13 protein-coding genes and 1 pseudogene are annotated in these 16,706 nt (G+C 65.5%); 7 read left to right on the top strand and 7 right to left on the bottom strand.

Annotation, left to right across the window (positions count from 1 at the left end; translation table 11 throughout):
• Nucleotides 1–169: 169 nt before the first annotated feature.
• The 3 genes and pseudogenes from A5658_RS28675 to A5658_RS05690 all read right to left on the bottom strand — a co-directional run bounded on the left by A5658_RS28675 (nucleotide 170) and on the right by A5658_RS05690 (nucleotide 1,426).
• Nucleotides 170–400 carry a hypothetical protein gene (locus A5658_RS28675; protein WP_156751269.1) on the bottom strand — a complete coding sequence of 77 codons (231 nt, stop codon included), beginning with the start codon at nucleotides 398–400 and terminating at the stop codon, nucleotides 170–172.
• A 97-nt stretch (nucleotides 401–497) separates the two neighbouring features.
• Nucleotides 498–803, bottom strand: a pseudogene (locus A5658_RS29260) (DUF732 domain-containing protein); the annotation flags it as partial.
• 215 nt (nucleotides 804–1,018) lie between these two features.
• A complete protein-coding gene (locus A5658_RS05690) occupies nucleotides 1,019–1,426 on the bottom strand; it encodes a group 1 truncated hemoglobin (protein ID WP_067332131.1) in 408 nt (135 codons plus the stop codon).
• Between the two features lie 164 nt (nucleotides 1,427–1,590).
• On the opposite strand from A5658_RS05690, the gene A5658_RS05685 reads away from it, so the two are divergent.
• From A5658_RS05685 to dnaE, 5 genes are all read left to right on the top strand, one after another.
• Nucleotides 1,591–2,607 (top strand): SDR family NAD(P)-dependent oxidoreductase, encoded by a 1,017-nt coding sequence (locus A5658_RS05685; RefSeq protein ID WP_067332128.1) that lies wholly within the window; start codon nucleotides 1,591–1,593, stop codon nucleotides 2,605–2,607.
• A 7-nt stretch (nucleotides 2,608–2,614) separates the two neighbouring features.
• On the top strand, nucleotides 2,615–3,418 hold the full coding sequence (locus tag A5658_RS05680) for an SDR family oxidoreductase (RefSeq protein WP_067332126.1): 804 nt from the start codon (nucleotides 2,615–2,617) through the stop codon (nucleotides 3,416–3,418).
• Entirely contained in the window at nucleotides 3,418–3,849 is a 432-nt protein-coding gene (locus tag A5658_RS05675; RefSeq protein WP_067332123.1) for an SRPBCC family protein, read from the top strand. Before A5658_RS05680 ends, A5658_RS05675 begins: the two co-directional genes overlap by 1 nt.
• 66 nt (nucleotides 3,850–3,915) lie before the next feature.
• Nucleotides 3,916–7,152: an MMPL family transporter gene (locus A5658_RS05670; RefSeq protein ID WP_231997224.1), complete on the top strand. Its 3,237-nt coding sequence runs from the start codon at nucleotides 3,916–3,918 to the stop codon at nucleotides 7,150–7,152.
• Nucleotides 7,153–7,226: 74 nt separating this feature from the next.
• Nucleotides 7,227–10,769, top strand: coding sequence for a DNA polymerase III subunit alpha (dnaE, locus tag A5658_RS05665; protein ID WP_067332118.1), 3,543 nt, complete (start codon nucleotides 7,227–7,229; stop codon nucleotides 10,767–10,769).
• On the opposite strand, the gene A5658_RS05660 is transcribed toward dnaE, so the two are convergent.
• Nucleotides 10,732–11,688 (bottom strand): MBL fold metallo-hydrolase, encoded by a 957-nt coding sequence (locus tag A5658_RS05660; RefSeq protein WP_067332115.1) that lies wholly within the window; start codon nucleotides 11,686–11,688, stop codon nucleotides 10,732–10,734. The two genes, dnaE and A5658_RS05660, sit on opposite strands and share 38 nt — an antisense overlap.
• Nucleotides 11,681–12,133: a PPOX class F420-dependent oxidoreductase gene (locus A5658_RS05655; RefSeq protein WP_067332112.1), complete on the bottom strand. Its 453-nt coding sequence runs from the start codon at nucleotides 12,131–12,133 to the stop codon at nucleotides 11,681–11,683. Before A5658_RS05655 ends, A5658_RS05660 begins: the two co-directional genes overlap by 8 nt.
• A gap of 58 nt (nucleotides 12,134–12,191) precedes the next feature.
• Here A5658_RS05655 and A5658_RS05650 point away from each other — a divergent pair, with 58 nt between their 5' ends.
• Nucleotides 12,192–12,587, top strand: a complete 396-nt coding sequence (locus A5658_RS05650) for a MerR family transcriptional regulator (RefSeq protein WP_067332110.1) — start codon at nucleotides 12,192–12,194, stop codon at nucleotides 12,585–12,587.
• 49 nt (nucleotides 12,588–12,636) lie between these two features.
• On the opposite strand, the gene A5658_RS05645 is transcribed toward A5658_RS05650, so the two are convergent.
• On the bottom strand, nucleotides 12,637–13,458 hold the full coding sequence (locus A5658_RS05645) for a class I SAM-dependent methyltransferase (protein WP_067332107.1): 822 nt from the start codon (nucleotides 13,456–13,458) through the stop codon (nucleotides 12,637–12,639).
• Nucleotides 13,459–13,531: 73 nt separating this feature from the next.
• Between A5658_RS05645 and fadD11 the strand changes: the two genes are divergently transcribed.
• Complete coding sequence (gene fadD11 / locus A5658_RS05640) at nucleotides 13,532–15,331, top strand: fatty acid--CoA ligase FadD11 (RefSeq protein WP_067332105.1); 1,800 nt, start codon at nucleotides 13,532–13,534, stop codon at nucleotides 15,329–15,331.
• A 9-nt stretch (nucleotides 15,332–15,340) separates the two neighbouring features.
• Here the strand turns inward: fadD11 and A5658_RS05635 are convergent, their stop codons facing one another.
• Entirely contained in the window at nucleotides 15,341–16,546 is a 1,206-nt protein-coding gene (locus A5658_RS05635) for an acyl-CoA desaturase (protein ID WP_067332102.1), read from the bottom strand.
• Nucleotides 16,547–16,706: the final 160 nt, after the last annotated feature.

Below are 16,706 nucleotides of genomic sequence, written 5' to 3'. Positions count from 1 at the left end.
GGCGGCCTAGGGGGCCTAAGGGGCCAGCCCCCGAAGCGCCCGCACCGTCCCCCGAGGCTCCCGCCGCACCGGCACCCGGGGGCGGCGCGGACGGCGGCACGGCTCCGGCCAGCCCGACTCCGGAGCAGCCGGCGCCGCCGGGCCACATCCGGCTGGCCCCTTAGGCCCCCTAGGCTGCGGCCATCGCGGGCTCGCCGACCGCGGTGATGGACGTCCGACGAACGTAGACGCCGAACGTGATCAGCGCCGCGACCACGTAGAAGCAGGCAAAGTCCCAGAACGCGGCTGTGGCGGTACCGGGGCTCAGGAGGCGGCGGTTGCTGCGGGGCCGGTTCGACTTCCTGGGGAATCGGCGGCGGCTGAGCGGGCACCGGCAACGGCTTTGTCGGCGCAATCTCACCGGTGGGGACGGCGAGCGAGACCAACTCGATGCGTGGTTGCGTCGATCGGTAGCCGGCAATCGATGCGATCTTGCCCTTGTTGTAGGGGCAGTAGGCCTCGACGGCGGCGCTGAGGAATTGGTCGATGGTTCGCGTAATCCGGTCTTGTGGCTGCAGTCGGGTGAGCGGATTTTCGGCGAATCCGTTGTTCCTGACCAGTTCCACCAGGTCGCCCACCGGCATTCCGCTGTCCAGTTTCTCGCACGCGTGTCTGGCTGAAGTGATCAGGCTGTTCGCGTTGTCGACGGGCGGAATCTCCTTCTGGCCAAGGAGATCGAAGAATTTCTGGTCCTGGGCGGGATCGGCGAACGCCGTCCGACAGGGCGATATCGGGGATGCGGCAACGAGGGCGACGGCAACCATCGCGACGGGGAACTGGCGGATAGCGCCGGAAAACATGGCCGGGTTCCGTTCTGCCGATTCTTCGCTGACGGGCTCTGGCATTCAATTTAGGCCGAGCGAAGGAATTCGGCAGGGTTGGCCGATTCGGGAAGCTGGTCCGCCGAGCGTGCGGCCACGCGATAAACCAGGCCGCTTATTCGCAGACAACGCACGCTCGGCGAAGTTTGGGGGCGGACTCACACCGCCGCTGTGATGTCCTCCGATGCGATCTCGTCGGCCAGCGGAGCAATGGCATGAAGTATCGCGGTAATCGTGTCGGGGTGCAGCCCGGCCGCGCATAGCGAATCGGCCAAATGCGCTGCCACCATGGCAAAATGATGCATCGTGATGCCGCGGCCCTCGTGCACCTGCCGCATCGACGGGCCAGTGTAGGGTCCAGGGCCGCCGAGCACGGCGCTGAGGAATTCGACCTGCCGCGCCTTCACGCAGCGCATGTTCGAGCCGGCGTAGAAGCCAGCCAGGTGATCATCGTCGAGAACGCGGCAATAGAAATCCTCGACGACGACTTCCAGGGCGTCGCGGCCGCCGATCTGCGCGTACAGCGACGTCCCGCCCGGCCTGCGTAATCGGGTGAGTATTCCCATGCGCCACAGGGGACCATGTGGGGGTTGCCCGATCGTTAGCGTTCCATCACCGCGCGATTACCCGGCGTAACAACCGGATTGCCGGACAATCGCCTCAACCTCGCGGCGGTGTAGCAGACTCGGTGGGGAGTTCAGGGGAGCCACCACCGGGGAGCGTGAATGCAATGAATTTGGGTGATCTGACCGGTCTTGTCGAGAAACCGCTGGCCGCCGTGTCCAGCCTCGTCAACACTCCAAACTCGGCCGGCCGATACCGACCCTTCTACCTGCGTAATCTGCTCGACGCCGTGCAGGGTCGCACGCTGCAGGATGCGGTCGAGGGCACCATCACGCTGATCACCGGCGGCTCGTCGGGCATCGGCGAGGCGGCAGCGAAGAAGATCGCCGATGCGGGCGGGGAAGTGGTGCTGGTCGCGCGCACCCAGGAAAACCTGGACAAGGTCGCCGACGAGATCCGCAGCAATGGCGGTACCGCCTACGTGTACCCCTGCGACCTGACCGACATGGACGCCATCGCAGCGATGGCCGACCGGGTGCTCGCCGATCTCGGCGGCGTCGACATCCTGATCAACAACGCGGGTCGGTCGATCCGCCGGTCGCTGGAGCTGTCGTACGACCGCATTCACGACTACCAGCGCACCATGCAGCTGAACTACCTGGGCGCCGTGCAGCTGATTCTCAAGTTCATTCCAGGTATGCGGGAGCGCGGATTCGGGCACATCATCAACGTGTCCTCGGTCGGCGTGCAAACCAGGGCGCCGCGGTTCGGCGCGTACATCGCCAGCAAGGCCGCGCTGGACAGCTTGTGCGATGCGCTGCAGGCTGAGGTCGTCGACGACGACGTCAAGTTCACCACCGTGCACATGGCGCTGGTGCGCACGCCGATGATCAGCCCCACCTCGATGTACGACAAGTTCCCGGCGCTGACCCCGGAGCAGGCCGCCGGCGTGATCGCGGACGCGATCGTGCAGCGGCCGCGCCGAGCCAGCTCCCCGTTCGGACAGTTGGCCGCGGTGGTCGATGCGGTCAACCCGGCGGTGATGGACCGGGTCCGCAACCGCGCCTTCACCATGTTCGACGACTCGTCGGCGGCGAAGGGTGACCAATCCGACAGCAGCACAAGAGAATTCGATAGTCGAAGCGAAACCTTCGTGCGGGCGACCCGCGGAATCCATTGGTGAGGCGATCATGAGTCTTCCGAAACCGGCCAACCAAGCACCCGTCGTCATCACCGGCGCCTCCTCCGGCATCGGCACCGAGCTGGCCCGCGGGCTGGCCCGGCGCGGCCACCCGCTGCTGTTGGTCGCCCGCCGCAAAGAGCGGATGGATGAGCTGGCCGACGAACTGCGTGGGCAATACTCCGTCGCCGTCGAGGTGCAGCCGCTCGACTTGTCGAGCGCCGAATCCCGAGAGCAGTTGGCCGAGCGGTTACGCACCGAACCCGTTGCGGGCCTGTGCAACAGCGCCGGCTTCGGCACCAGCGGGGTCTTCCAGGAATTGCCGATCGAGCGCGAAAGCGAAGAGGTCGTGCTCAACTCGCTGACGTTGATGGAGCTGACCCACGCCGCCCTGCCCGGCATGGTCGAGCGCGGCGGCGGCGCCGTGCTCAACATCGCCTCGATTGCCGGCTTCCAGCCGATGCCGTACATGGCGGTGTATTCGGCGACCAAGGCTTTCGTGCAGACCTTCTCCGAGGCCGTGCACGAGGAGCTCAGCGGAACCGGCGTGTCGGTGACGGTGCTGTGCCCGGGTCCGGTGCCGACCGAGTGGGGCGAGATCGCCAACGCGGAGCGGTTCAGCATCCCGCTTGCGCAGGTGTCGCCGCACCACGTCGCCGAGGCCGCGATCGCCGGGATGATCGACGGAAAGCGCAGCGTGGTGCCCGGGATCGTGCCGAAAGCCGTCAGCCTCGGCGGGCGATACATGCCCCGGACCCTGTTGCTGCCCGGGCTGCGCATCGGCAACCGCTTCCGCGGCGGACCCAGCGCCTAGTGGCCAAAGTCGACGTCACGGCCGACGTGCCGATGAGCCCGCAGGACATGTGGGATCACGTGTCCGACCTGTCGCAGCTGGGCGAATGGCTGACCATGCACGAAGCGTGGCGCAGCGAAGTCCCCGACGCGCTGAGCGAAGGTACACAGATCGTGGGCGTTGCCCGCGCCAAGGGCTTCCGCAACCGGGTGACCTGGACAATCACCACCTGGGACCCGCCGCATCGGATCGCGCTGTCGGGTGCTGGCAAGGGTGGTGCGAAATACACCGTCACGCTCAGCGTCTCGCCCACCAAAAAGGGCTCCACGCTGGGTGTACGTCTTGATCTGGGTGGTCGGGCGTTGTTCGGTCCGGTGGGCGCGACGGCGGCCCGCGCCGTCAGAGGCGACATCGACAAGTCGCTGAAGCAGTTCGTCGAGCTGTACGGATAGCTGCGCAACCGACCCGCCCGCGGCGTTAGGTCCTCGATAACGGGCCAACCGGAGTACCCTGACCGGGTGTTACGGGGGGCGCGTAAACCGGGTATCGCCGATGGCAGAGGTGTCTTCGGCTGGATCGGCGTGGTCGTCTGTCGCTGGCCGTGGGCGGTCATCGGTTTCTGGATCGCGTTGTCCGCCGTCCTGGCGGTGACGTTCCCGCCGCTGACCGAGATGGCGGCCAAACGGCCGGTCCCGATCCTGCCCCCGGACGCCCCGGTGCTGCAGACGACGAAACAGATCTCCGAGGCCTATCACCAGAACGGGTCGGAGAACGAGAACGTCCTGCTGGTCGTCCTGACCGACGACAACGGGCTCAACCCCTCCGATCTGACCACCTACCGCAACCTGGCCCAGAACCTGCGGCCGGATACCCGCGACATCGTGCTGCTGCAGGACTTCGTCCGCACGCCCGCTTTGCGTGACGCGATGACCAGTAAAGACCACAAAGCCTGGTATCTGCCGATGGTTCTGGCCGGCGGCGTGGGCACACCCGAACTGCACGAGGGCTTCGGCCGGGTCGCCGACATCGTCAAGAAGTCGGTGGCCGGCACCACGCTGACGGCGCACCTCACCGGGCCGGCCGCCACCGGTGACGACCTGATGTACATCGGTATCCGCGACATGCACGTCATCGAGACCGCGGTCGTGGTGATGGTTCTGGTGATCCTGTTCGTGATCTACCGGAATTTCCTCACCATGATGCTGCCGTTGGTCACCATCGGCGTATCGGTAGGTGTTGCGCAGTCCCTTGTGTCGGGCGTCGCAGAACTCGGTCTGGGTGTCTCCAGTCAGACGATCACGTTGATGACGACGATGATGGCCGGCGCCGGAATCGACTACGCCGTCTTCTTGATCAGTCGCTATCACGACTATCTGCGGCAAGGCATGGCCTCGGACGAGGCGGTCGCCCGGGCGTTGACGTCGATCGGCAAGGTGATCGCGGGCTCGGCCGCAACGGTGTCGGTCACCTTCCTGGGCATGGTCTTCACCAAGCTGGGCGCATTCCGCAATGTCGGTCCCGCACTGGCGATTTCGATCGCGGTGGCGCTGTGCGCGGCCGTCACCTTCCTGCCCGCCCTGATGGTGCTTGCCGGACGCCGCAACTGGATCAAGCCGCGCGGCGACCTCACCTCTCGGTTCTGGCGCCGGATGGGCATCCAGATCGTCCGCAGGCCGGTGATCCACCTGGCCGGCAGCATGGTCATCCTGCTCATCCTGGCCGTCTGCGGGATGTTCGCCCGCTTCAACTACGACGACAGCAAGACGCTGCCGAAGTCGGTGGAGAGCTCGGTCGGGTATTCGACTCTGTCGGAACACTTTCCGCTGAATGCGACGATTCCCGAGTATCTCGTCGTCCAATCCAGCGAGGACCTCCGCAAGCGCTCCGCCCTCGTCGAGCTGAAGCAGATGGAGCAGCGGGTCAGCCAGCTGTCCGACATCGCCGCGATCCATCCCGCCCCGGTGCCCTCGGCGAAATCGAACGACAAGAAGTCCGCGGCCGACGGCGGACTGCTGCCCAGACGTGACAAGGGCAGCCAATCGGGCAACAAAGACCTCGAGGGCGCCGAAGGGTTCCCCAACGTTGCCGCCCTCCTGTATTCGGTGTCCAGCTCCGGAAACGTCGACCTCACACCGGATCTCAGCAGTCTCAACCTGCCGCCCGGTGTGACCCTGCCGACGGCACCGCCGGAGAAGAAGAAGGAAGTCGACGACACCGGAACGTTCGTCAACACGGTGCGCGGGCTCGGCTTCGCCATGTCGGTCGACATCGCCGAGATCGCCAACACCGTGGACTCCTCGCCCGTGACCGTGCTGGACGTGGTCGCCACCGCCGACCGTGACGGTGGAGCCCTCAAGAAGATGTCGGAGTTCGCCGAGCAGTTGTCGTCGTTCCCCGACCAGCCCTCGATCGAGGCCGCCTCCCGCGAAGTCCGCCGGATCGTCGAGAACGCCCGCACCGACCTGCGCTCCATGAGCAACGACCCGCCGTCCGCGAAGGACGCTGCCGCGCCGCCACCGAAAGGCCCGCACAACTACGCGGACGCGATCCAGCAGATGATCGACGAAGTCAAGGCGCTGATCAAAGACACCTCAGGAAACGGCGGCGGCCTGAACAGCGCACTGACGGCATTCATCTCGCCCGACGGGCACACCGCGCGTTACCTCGTGCAGACCAAGCTCAACCCGTTCGCAACCGAGGCGTTCAACCAGATCCGCCAGATCACCGACGCGGCGCGCGGGCCGCATCCGCGCGGGCTGATGAAAGACGCGTCGATCTCGGCGTCCGGTGTCACCGCGATGCTGCGCGACACCCGAGCCTATTACGGCGACGACATCAACCTGATCATCGTCATGACGATCCTGATCGTGTTCCTGATCTTGGTAGCGATTCTGCGCGCGGTGGTCGCACCGCTGTATTTGATTGCGTCCGTGGTGGTTTCGTATCTATCCGCGCTCGGCGTCGGGGTGATCGTCTTCCAGTTCATGCTCGGCCAGCCGCTCACCTGGAGCATCCCCGGACTGACGTTCATCGTGCTGGTCGCGATGGGCGCCGACTACAACCTGTTGCTGATCTCGCGCCTGCGGGAAGAGTCACCGCACGGAATACGCTCCGGTGTCATTCAGACGGTGCGCTCGACAGGTGGCGTGATCACCGCGGCGGGTGTGATCTTCGCCGCGTCGATGTTCGGCATGCTGTTCGCCAGCATCAGCACCCTGGTGCAGTGCGGTTTCATCATCGGCACCGGGCTTCTGCTGGACACCTTCCTGGTGCGCACGATCACGGTGCCCGCGATCGCCGTGCTCGTCGGTAAATGGAACTGGTGGCCGTCCAAGCCGCCGCCGCCCGCGCCGCGTGAGCGTCCGCTCCGGCTGGCTGAGCCCGCCGCGGCGCCTGAGGTGGACGCCGAGCCGGAAGCTGAGCCGACGCCCGAAGCGGACGCGGAGGCGGAGCCCGAGGTCGACGCGGAGCCTGAGGCGGACGCCCAGCCGGAGCCCGAGGTCGACGTGGAGCCCGAGCAGGACGTCGAGCTGACGCCCGAGGCTCACGCTGTGCCGACGCCCGAAGCTCACGCTGTGCCGACGCCTGAGGCCCACGCTGTGCCGACGCCTGAGTTCGATATTGCGTCTCTGACCGGACCGTGGGCCGCCGCGGCGCGGGCCGACGCCGAGGACGATGCGGATACCGGTCCGATCAGGATCCCTGCCGAGGTCGTCGACGAAAGCGATCCAGACACCGTCGTGCTGCGCTGGTGAGTGGACACGACGGCACGACACACTCTTGCGACACGCCGGTGGACGTCGGTGTCCGGTCCTAGACTGACGTCCCTATGAGCAAGTCGTTCGTGCACCTGCACAACCACACCGAATACTCGATGTTGGACGGTGCCGCGAAGGTCTCGCCGATGCTGGCAGAGGCGCAGCGACTGCAGATGCCCGCGATCGGGATGACCGACCACGGCAACATGTTCGGCGCCAGCGAGTTCTACAACGGCGCCACCGCGGCCGGCATCAAACCGATCATCGGCATCGAGGCCTACGTCGCCCCGGCGTCCCGCTTCGACACCAAGCGTGTGCTGTGGGGTGATCCGGGCCAGAAGAGCGACGACGTGTCCGGTAGCGGCGCCTACACCCACATGACGATGGTTGCCGAGAACGCCACCGGCCTGCGGAACCTGTTCAAGCTGTCGTCGCTGGCATCGTTCGAGGGCCAGCTGGGCAAGTGGTCCCGGATGGACGCCGAGCTGATCGCCGAACACTCGGCGGGCATCATCGCCACCACCGGCTGCCCGTCCGGTGAGGTGCAGACCCGGCTGCGGCTCGGTCATCACCGCGAGGCCCTGGAGTCCGCGGCCAAGTGGCGCGAGATCTTCGGACCGGAGAACTATTTCCTGGAGCTGATGGATCACGGGCTGTCCATCGAACGCCGGGTGCGCGACGGGTTGCTGGAAATCGGTCGCGCGCTGAACATTCCGCCACTGGCCACCAACGACTGCCACTACGTGACCCGCGACGCCGCGCACAACCACGAGGCGCTGCTGTGTGTGCAGACCGGAAAGACGCTGACCGACCCCACCCGGTTCAAGTTCGACGGTGACGGCTACTACCTCAAGTCGGCCGCCGAGATGCGCGAGATCTGGGACGGCGAGGTCGCCGGGGCCTGCGACTCGACCCTGCTGATCGCCGAGCGGGTCACCTCGTACGCCGACGTGTGGGCGCCGAAAGACCGGATGCCGGTGTTCCCGGTGCCCGACGGGCACGACCCGGCGTCGTGGCTGCGTCACGAGGTCGAGGCCGGACTACGGCGCCGGTTCCCGGATGTGTTGCCCGACGGCTATTCCCAACGGGCCGCCTACGAGATCGAAGTCATCTGCGACAAGGGTTTTCCGTCCTACTTCCTGATCGTCGCCGACCTGATCAACTACGCGCGCTCGGTCGACATCCGGGTCGGGCCGGGCCGCGGGTCGGCGGCCGGTTCGTTGGTGGCCTACGCGCTGGGCATCACCGACATCGACCCGATCCCACACGGACTGCTGTTCGAGCGGTTCCTCAACCCCGAGCGCACGTCGATGCCCGACATCGACATCGACTTCGACGACCGTCGACGCGGCGAAATGGTGCGCTACGCCGCCGAGAAGTGGGGACAGGACCGGGTCGCCCAGGTCATCACCTTCGGTACCATCAAAACCAAAGCGGCACTGAAGGATTCGGCGCGGATTCATTACGGGCAGCCCGGTTTCGCGATAGCCGACCGGATCACCAAGGCGCTGCCACCGCCGATCATGGCCAAAGACATTCCGCTGTCGGGGATCACCGATCCCAGCCACGAACGCTACAAAGAGGCCGCCGAGATTCGCGGGTTGATCGACACCGATCCCGACGTGCGGACGATCTACCAGACCGCCCGGGGCCTGGAAGGCCTGATCCGCAACGCGGGTGTGCACGCCTGCGCGGTCATCATGAGCAGCGAGCCGCTGACCGACGTGATCCCGCTGTGGAAGCGGCCGCAGGACGGCGCGATCATCACTGGCTGGGATTACCCGTCGTGTGAGGCGATCGGGCTGTTGAAGATGGACTTCCTAGGGCTGCGCAACCTGACGATCATCGGCGATGCGCTGGTCAACATCAAAGACAACCGGGGGATCGACCTCGACCTGGAATCCGTTCCGCTCGACGACCCGGCGACGTTCGAATTGCTGGGCCGCGGCGAGACATTGGGCGTGTTCCAGCTCGACGGCGGGCCGATGCGCGACCTGCTGCGCCGCATGCAGCCCACCGAGTTCGAAGACATCGTCGCGGTGCTCGCGCTGTACCGGCCCGGACCGATGGGCATGAACGCCCACAACGACTACGCCGACCGCAAGAACAATCGGCAGGCGATCAAACCGATCCACCCCGAGCTCGAGGAACCGCTGCGCGAGATCCTCGCCGAGACTTACGGCCTGATCGTGTATCAGGAGCAGATCATGCGCATCGCGCAGAAGGTGGCCGGCTACTCGCTCGCCCGAGCAGACATTCTGCGTAAGGCGATGGGCAAGAAGAAACGCGAAGTGTTGGAGAAGGAGTTCGAAGGCTTCTCAGAAGGCATGTCGGCCAACGGATTCTCGGCCAAAGCCATCAAAGCGCTGTGGGACACCATCCTGCCGTTCGCCGACTACGCGTTCAACAAGTCGCACGCCGCCGGGTATGGGCTGGTGTCCTACTGGACGGCGTACCTCAAGGCGAACTACCCGGGTGAATACATGGCCGGGCTGCTCACGTCGGTTGGCGACGACAAGGACAAGGCCGCGGTATACCTGGCCGACTGCCGCAAGCTCGGCATCACCGTGCTGCCGCCGGACGTCAACGAGTCGGGGCTGAACTTCGCTTCGGTGGGCACCGACATCCGCTACGGGCTTGGAGCGGTGCGCAACGTCGGTGCCAATGTCGTTGCGTCGCTGATCAATACCCGCACCGAGAAGGGTAAGTACACCGACTTCTCCGATTACCTCAACAAGGTCGACATCGCCGCGTGCAACAAGAAAGTCACCGAGTCGCTGATCAAGGCCGGCGCCTTCGACTCGCTCAAGCACCCCCGCAAAGGTCTGTTCCTGGTCCACACCGACGCGGTGGAGTCGGTACTCGGTACCAAAAAGGCCGAGGCGATGGGGCAGTTCGACCTGTTCGGCGGCGACCCGAATGACGGGGGCGCGGGCGCCGACGCGGTGTTCACCATCCGGGTTCCCGACGAGGAGTGGGACGACAAGCACAAGCTCGCGTTGGAGCGCGAGATGCTTGGCCTCTACGTGTCCGGGCATCCGCTCAACGGCGTTGCGCATCTGCTGGCCGCCCAGGTCGATACCGCGATCCCGGCGATCCTCGACGGCGACGTCGCCAACGAGACGATGGTGAAAGTCGGCGGGATTCTGGCATCGGTGAACCGGCGGGTGAACAAGAACGGGATGCCTTGGGCCTCAGCGCAATTGGAAGATCTCACCGGTGGGATCGAGGTGATGTTCTTTCCGCACACCTACTCCGCGTTCGGCGCCGACGTCATCGACGACACCGTCGTGCTCGTCACCGCCAAGGTCGCGATCCGCGACGACAGGATCTCACTGATCGCCAACGACCTGGTAGTGCCGGACTTCAGCAACGCTCAGGTGAATCGACCGCTGGCGGTGAGCCTGCCGACACGGCAGTGCACGATTGACAAGGTCACCGCGCTCAAACAGGTTCTGGCGCAACACCCCGGCACGTCGCAGGTGCATCTGCGTCTGCTCAGTGGTGACCGGATCACCACGCTGGAGCTGGATCCGTCGCTGCGGGTGACGATGTCGCCGGCGCTGATGGGTGACCTCAAGGCGCTGCTCGGTCCGGGGTGTCTGGGCGGCTAGCTGAAAGCTTCAGCGCCGCTTGGTGGTCGTGGGTCGGGATGACCCGCACCGTATGCCGGGCGAGATGCAGCCGTTGCAACGTCCGATAAGCTTCGTCGCGGTCGTCGTCCATCAACGCGCCCGGGTAACCGGACTTTTGCCGGACGTGCTCGACTTGCAGTTCGTGCCACGCGGCGTCCCCGGCGATCAGGATCCAGCCGCGCTGGGTATGGGCCAGCACCCCGATGCTTCCCGGGGTGTGGCCGTGCAGGTCCACCAGAATCACCGAGCTGTCGCCGAACAGGTCATGCGAGCTGGTGAATGTCAGCACGGGCGGTCCGTCCAGCTCGTAGTCGACCATGGGACGATCGCGCATCGAATCGCGCACGCCGCCCACCGGTGCGACCGGCCCGGTGTTCACCCATTCGCGCTCGGTGCGGTGTACGTGGACGGGTAGACCGGGAAAATCCAGCAGGCCGCAGATGTGATCCCAGTGGGCATGCGTCGGCAACGCGAAATCCACTGGCGGCAAGGCTAACTGGGCCAGACCGGTCACGGTGGGGATGGCGTCGGCGGGCGGGCGAGCCGCCACCCGCAGCACTGCGGGCAGTTGGGCCAGGGCGCGTTCTTCGACATCCACGCACAGCGCCGGATCCACGATGAACGTCGCCTGCGGATGGGTGAGGACGAACGACGTCATCGCGTTGTCGATGCGGCGCGGCGTGAAGATGCCTTCGACGATCGCGGCGGTGGGCACCGAACGCGGCACCTGGGGCAGCGCCGTGACGGTGACGGTCGTGCCGGGGGTCGGTAGCCCCGCGTCGGCCACGCTGCGGAGGAACCGCTCGTCGACGCGCCGGGGCCGCAACGCGCCCCCGATCAATCCGACTGCGGCCGAGCAGCATTGGAGTAATCCGGGCGAGCGTACGGGATCAGACATCGGCCAACTCCACCCGGACGATCACACTGTCGGCCCAGACGGCGCGGTCGCGGGAGCGCCGGACTTTCTCGCCCAGACACAGATCCCGGTGCACATTGGGTACACCCGGAATTTTGATCAGCGGCACGATATTCCACTGCCAGCCGTAGCGCCGGTGCAGTACGCGATTGGCGTCCTCCGCGGCGGCGCCAGACAGCACGGTCGCGTGACCGGGCAGCGTCGGCGTGCCCGCCCGGACCCTGCCCCGGTGATCGCATGCAGTCAGTTCGACGTCGCGACGGGTCGCGAGCCGGCGGGTTTTGGGGCCGACCTTGGTGCGGAATACGACGTGTCCGTCGTCCATCGCGAACCAGATCGGTGTGTCGACGGGGGTGCCGTCGCCGCGAAATGTCCGCAGCCGGGCGTAGCGGGCCGTGTCGAGTGGATTGGGACTGTGTCTAGGCATACCGCCAGTCAATGACTTAGAGTTAACTCTAAGTCAAGCGTTAATGTCGGGAGGGCCAATGGCCGCAGGACTGACCATCGGCAAGGTGGCCGCCGAAGCCGGGGTCGCGGCGACCACTCTGCGCTACTACGAGCAGGTCGGGCTGCTGCCTGCGCCGGCTCGGTTGGGCGGTCAGCGCCGTTACGACGTCTCGGTGCTGCCGCGGCTCGAGGTGATCGCGCTGTGCAAATCGGCCGGCTTCACGCTGGACGAGATCCAGGTGCTGTTCGCCGACGACGCGCCTGGCCGGCCGGCGAGTAAGGCGCTGGCGGAGGCAAAGCTCAACGAGATCGACGCCCGCATCGAGTCGTTGAGGCGGGCGCGCGCGGTCATCGAGTGGGGGATGCGCTGCACGTGCCCCTCCATCGACACCTGCAGCTGCGGCATTCACCCGCCGAAGGAGCGTCGAACGTGACGCTGGGCGCACACTCGAACTCGAGCGTGACGGCACCGTCACACTCGCGCTAGAAGCGGTAACGCAGGATCCGAGCCGCGCGCGCACCGGATTTGGTCAGGCCCATCAGCCGCGTCGACACCCGCGCGGCGGTGGGGTACAGGTCGACCTCGGGGACGCGCGACAGGCTGGTCTCCTCGATCAGCCGCAGTCGCGGACTCCAGCCCTCCGGGATGCGGGCATCGCTGAAACCCCGGTATATCCATTGGTTTCCGACCGCGCTGAAGACGATCTTCATCGCGGCGATGTTGACCGGACTGACCCGGCCATAGTCGTTGATCGCCAATTCGCCGGTCCGGAAATGCTCCGGAATATGACGAAAAAGTGTGATCAGCAACGACTCTGGGACAAATGCCAGTAGCCCATCGGCGATCAGGAAGGTTGGCCGGTCGGCCGGGATCTGGTCTGTCCAGGCGTCGTTGGCCAGCGACGCCGGTATCGAATGCGCATGGTCGTCGACGGGGACCACCTGCTCGCGCAGCGAGATGATGTTGGGCAGATCGACGCTGTACCAGTCGACCGTCGGCGGCGGGCCGACGCGTTGCATCGGTGTCGCCAGGCCCGCGCCGAGGTCGACGATGACGGCGTCGGGATGCTCGGCGATGAAGTGGCGCGCCCTGTCGTCGAGCAGTTTCGCGCGCAGCGCCGTCTGGCGGATCGCGCTGGCCGGAACCCCCAGCCCGTCGAAGTCGTAATCGATTTTGGCGACGATCTCGTCGGCCAGGGTGTCACCGAGTATCGGCTTGGGCCAACGGCTGTCGACCGCGCGGGCGTACTGGGTGACGAACGCGGTCAGCTCGACAGGCGTCAAGTCGCTGATCGCATTTCCCATACCCGCAAGGTACCGCGGGACTAGCCTCGGCTGAGTGACCGCTTCGAAAACCCAGCCCAGCAGCCCTGCCACGATGTGTGAATCGTTCCAACACGTCGCCGCCGTGGACCCGGATGCCGTCGCACTGCGCACCCCAGGTGACACCAAGACCCTGACGTGGCGGCAGTACGCCGACGAGGTCCGTCGCGTCGCGGCAGGCCTGGCCGGGATCGGTGTCCGCCGTGGCGACACGGTGTCGCTGATGATGGCCAACCGCGTCGAGTTCTATCCGTTGGAGGTCGGCGCGCAGCACCTCGGTGCCACGTCGTTTTCGGTGTACAACACGCTGCCCGCCGAACAACTGACTTACGTGTTCGACAATGCCGACACCAAAGTGGTGATCTGCGAACAGCAATACGTGGACCGGATCCTCGCAAGCGGGGCACATCTCGAACACATCGTGTGCATCGACGGCAAGCCGGAGGGAACCATCTCGCTCGACGACCTCTACGCCGCGGCCGACGACGATTTCGACTTCGAATCAACCTGGCGTGCAGTGCAACCGGACGACGTGATCACCCTCATCTACACCTCTGGGACGACGGGTAATCCCAAAGGCGTCGAGATGACCCACACGAACCTGATGTTCGAGGCGGTCGCGCTCAGCGCCGTCCTGGACGTCAGGCCCGATGACCGCACCACATCGTATCTGCCGTCGGCGCACATCGCCGACCGCATGATGGGGCTCTACAACCAGGAGCGGTACGGACTGCTGGTCACGGTGGTCTCCGATGTCCGCGAGATCGCGGCCGCGTTGCCCGACGCCCGGCCGACCATTTGGGCTGCCGTTCCGCGGGTCTGGGAAAAGCTCAAGGCGGGAATCGAATTCGCCGTCACGCACGAACCGGACGAGACGAAGCGGGCCGCGTTGCAGTGGGCAATGTCGGTCGCAGACAAACGCGCGGCGGCGTTGATCGCCGACCAGCCGCTGCCCGATGACGTGGCCGCCGAATGGGCGCAGGCCGATGAATTGGTGCTGTCGAAGCTGCGCGAGAAGCTGGGGCTCGACCAGTTGCGATGGGCCGTGTCGGGCGCGGCGCCGATTCCGCGGGAAACCCTGGCCTTCTTCGCCGGTATCGGTATCCCGATCGCCGAAGTCTGGGGCATGTCCGAGCTGAGTTGTGTTGCGAGCGTGAGTCATCCACGCGAGTCGCGACTGGGTTCGGTGGGCAAGCTGTTGCCCGGGCTCGAATCGAAGATCGCCGACGATGGCGAATATCTGGTACGCGGTCCGCTGGTGATGAAGGGCTACCGCAAGGAGCCGGTCAAGACGGCCGAGGCGGTCGACGCCGACGGCTGGCTGCACACCGGCGACATCTTGGATGAGGACGACGACGGCTACCTTCGGGTGATCGACCGCAAGAAGGAATTGATCATCAACGCGGGCGGAAAGAACATGTCGCCGGCCAACATCGAAAACGCGATCAAGGCGGCCTGCCCGATGATCGGCGCGATGCTCACGATCGGTGACGGCCGTCCCTACAACACCGCCCTGCTGGTGTTTGACGCCGACTCGGTCGGCCCCTACGCCGAACGGCACGGACTGTCCGAAGCGTCGCCCGCAGCGCTGGCGGCCCATCCCGACATGCTCGCTCAGATTGCGGCAGGGGTCGCCGCCGGCAACGAGAAGCTGTCGCGGGTCGAGCAGATCAAACGCTTCCGGGTGTTACCCACACTGTGGGAACCGGGCGGCGATGAGATCACGCTGACGATGAAGCTCAAGCGCCGGCCGATTGCGACGAAGTATGCCGCGGAGATCGAGGAACTGTATGCCGAAGAACCGGGGTCTGACGTCCACGAGCCGTCCCGCGCATCGTCGACGCAGCCGGCATAGCGCCGTTGGTCAGGCGGACAGCTTCCGGTGGGCGCGCAGCGCCGTCACCAATCCACCCCGCCGCACGTCACCCGTTTCGAACCCGTTGGCGTCGTGAAACTTCTTCTCCGAGGCCGTTTCCGGGGCGTCGTCGCACGTAGCTGTCAGGCATCGGTCGGGCAGCGCCAATTTGCAGATGGTGCGCACAGTGAGCAGATACTGACGCAGTAGCGGACCGGTCGTGTAGGGCAGGTCGTACGTGGCGCACAACGCACGCACCCGCTTGGCGATCTGCGGATACCGATTGTGGGGCAAATCCGGGAAGAGGTGGTGTTCGATCTGATAGCAGAGATTCCCGGTCATCAGCCTGAGCGCCGGTCCCGCGTCGAAATTCGCGGAACCCAGCATCTGCCGCAGATACCACTCCGGTCGCGTTTCACCTTCCAGCACGGCCGGGGTGAACTTTTCCGCGCCGTCCACGAAGTGACCGCAGACGATCACGATGTACGCCCACGCGCTGCGCAATCCGTTCGCGATAATGTTCGCCCCCAGCGTCCGGCGCCATCTGCGGCGGCTCAGAGCCGGAAACAGCACGTAGTCCTTGATCGCTTGGTGAGACATCTTGCGCAGTAGCGCGGATTTCTGGGCAGATCTGCCGGCATCGGTCGTCTCTTCCTCTTGCACCGCAATGACGCCGTATAGCGCGATACCCCATTCGAAGGCCATCGCCAGGAGCACCGCGAACAATGGCTGCAGTAGGGCGATGGGGTGCCATTTCTGGTCCCGGGTGACGCGCATGAGTCCGAAGCCGAGGTCGGCGTCGACGCCGACGACGTTGGTGAAGACGTGGTGTTGGTAGTTGTGGGTATATCGCCACTGCGACGTGGGCGCGACGATGTCCCACTCCCAGGTATTGGAATGGATTTCCGGGTCGTTCATCCAATCCCACTGGCCGTGCGAGATGTTATGACCGAGCTCCATGTTCTCGATGCTCTTCGCCGCCGCGAGAGCCGCGGTTCCCAGTACCCAGCCAATTTTGCTTTTGGTCCCGGCGATGATCAACCGCGCCGCTACATCGAAGCATCGCTGAAAAGCGATGGCGCGCATGATGTATGCGCGGTCCGTGTCGCCGCGTGTTGCCTCGATATCGGTGCGGATCGTATCTAACTCGGCAGCCACCGCCACGACGTCGGCGTGGCTGAGATGGGCGTATGCGGGTACATCGGTGATTGCCAACGACTGTTACCCGAGCTCGGGAAACGAGGAGTCAGGGCAGGACCCATGAACCGATCGCGCATACCGCGCCATGGTGCGTCTCGTCCCATCGTTGGGTAGATGCTCAACCACTGACGCGAGGATCTGTGCGACGACGGATTTGCGAGCTGAATCGATCGCA

Source organism: Mycobacterium sp. 1245111.1 (assembly GCF_001673405.1).
In the GTDB taxonomy this organism is placed as follows: Bacteria; Actinomycetota; Actinomycetes; order Mycobacteriales; family Mycobacteriaceae; genus Mycobacterium.
This window is presented reverse-complemented; position numbering and strand designations above follow the sequence as displayed.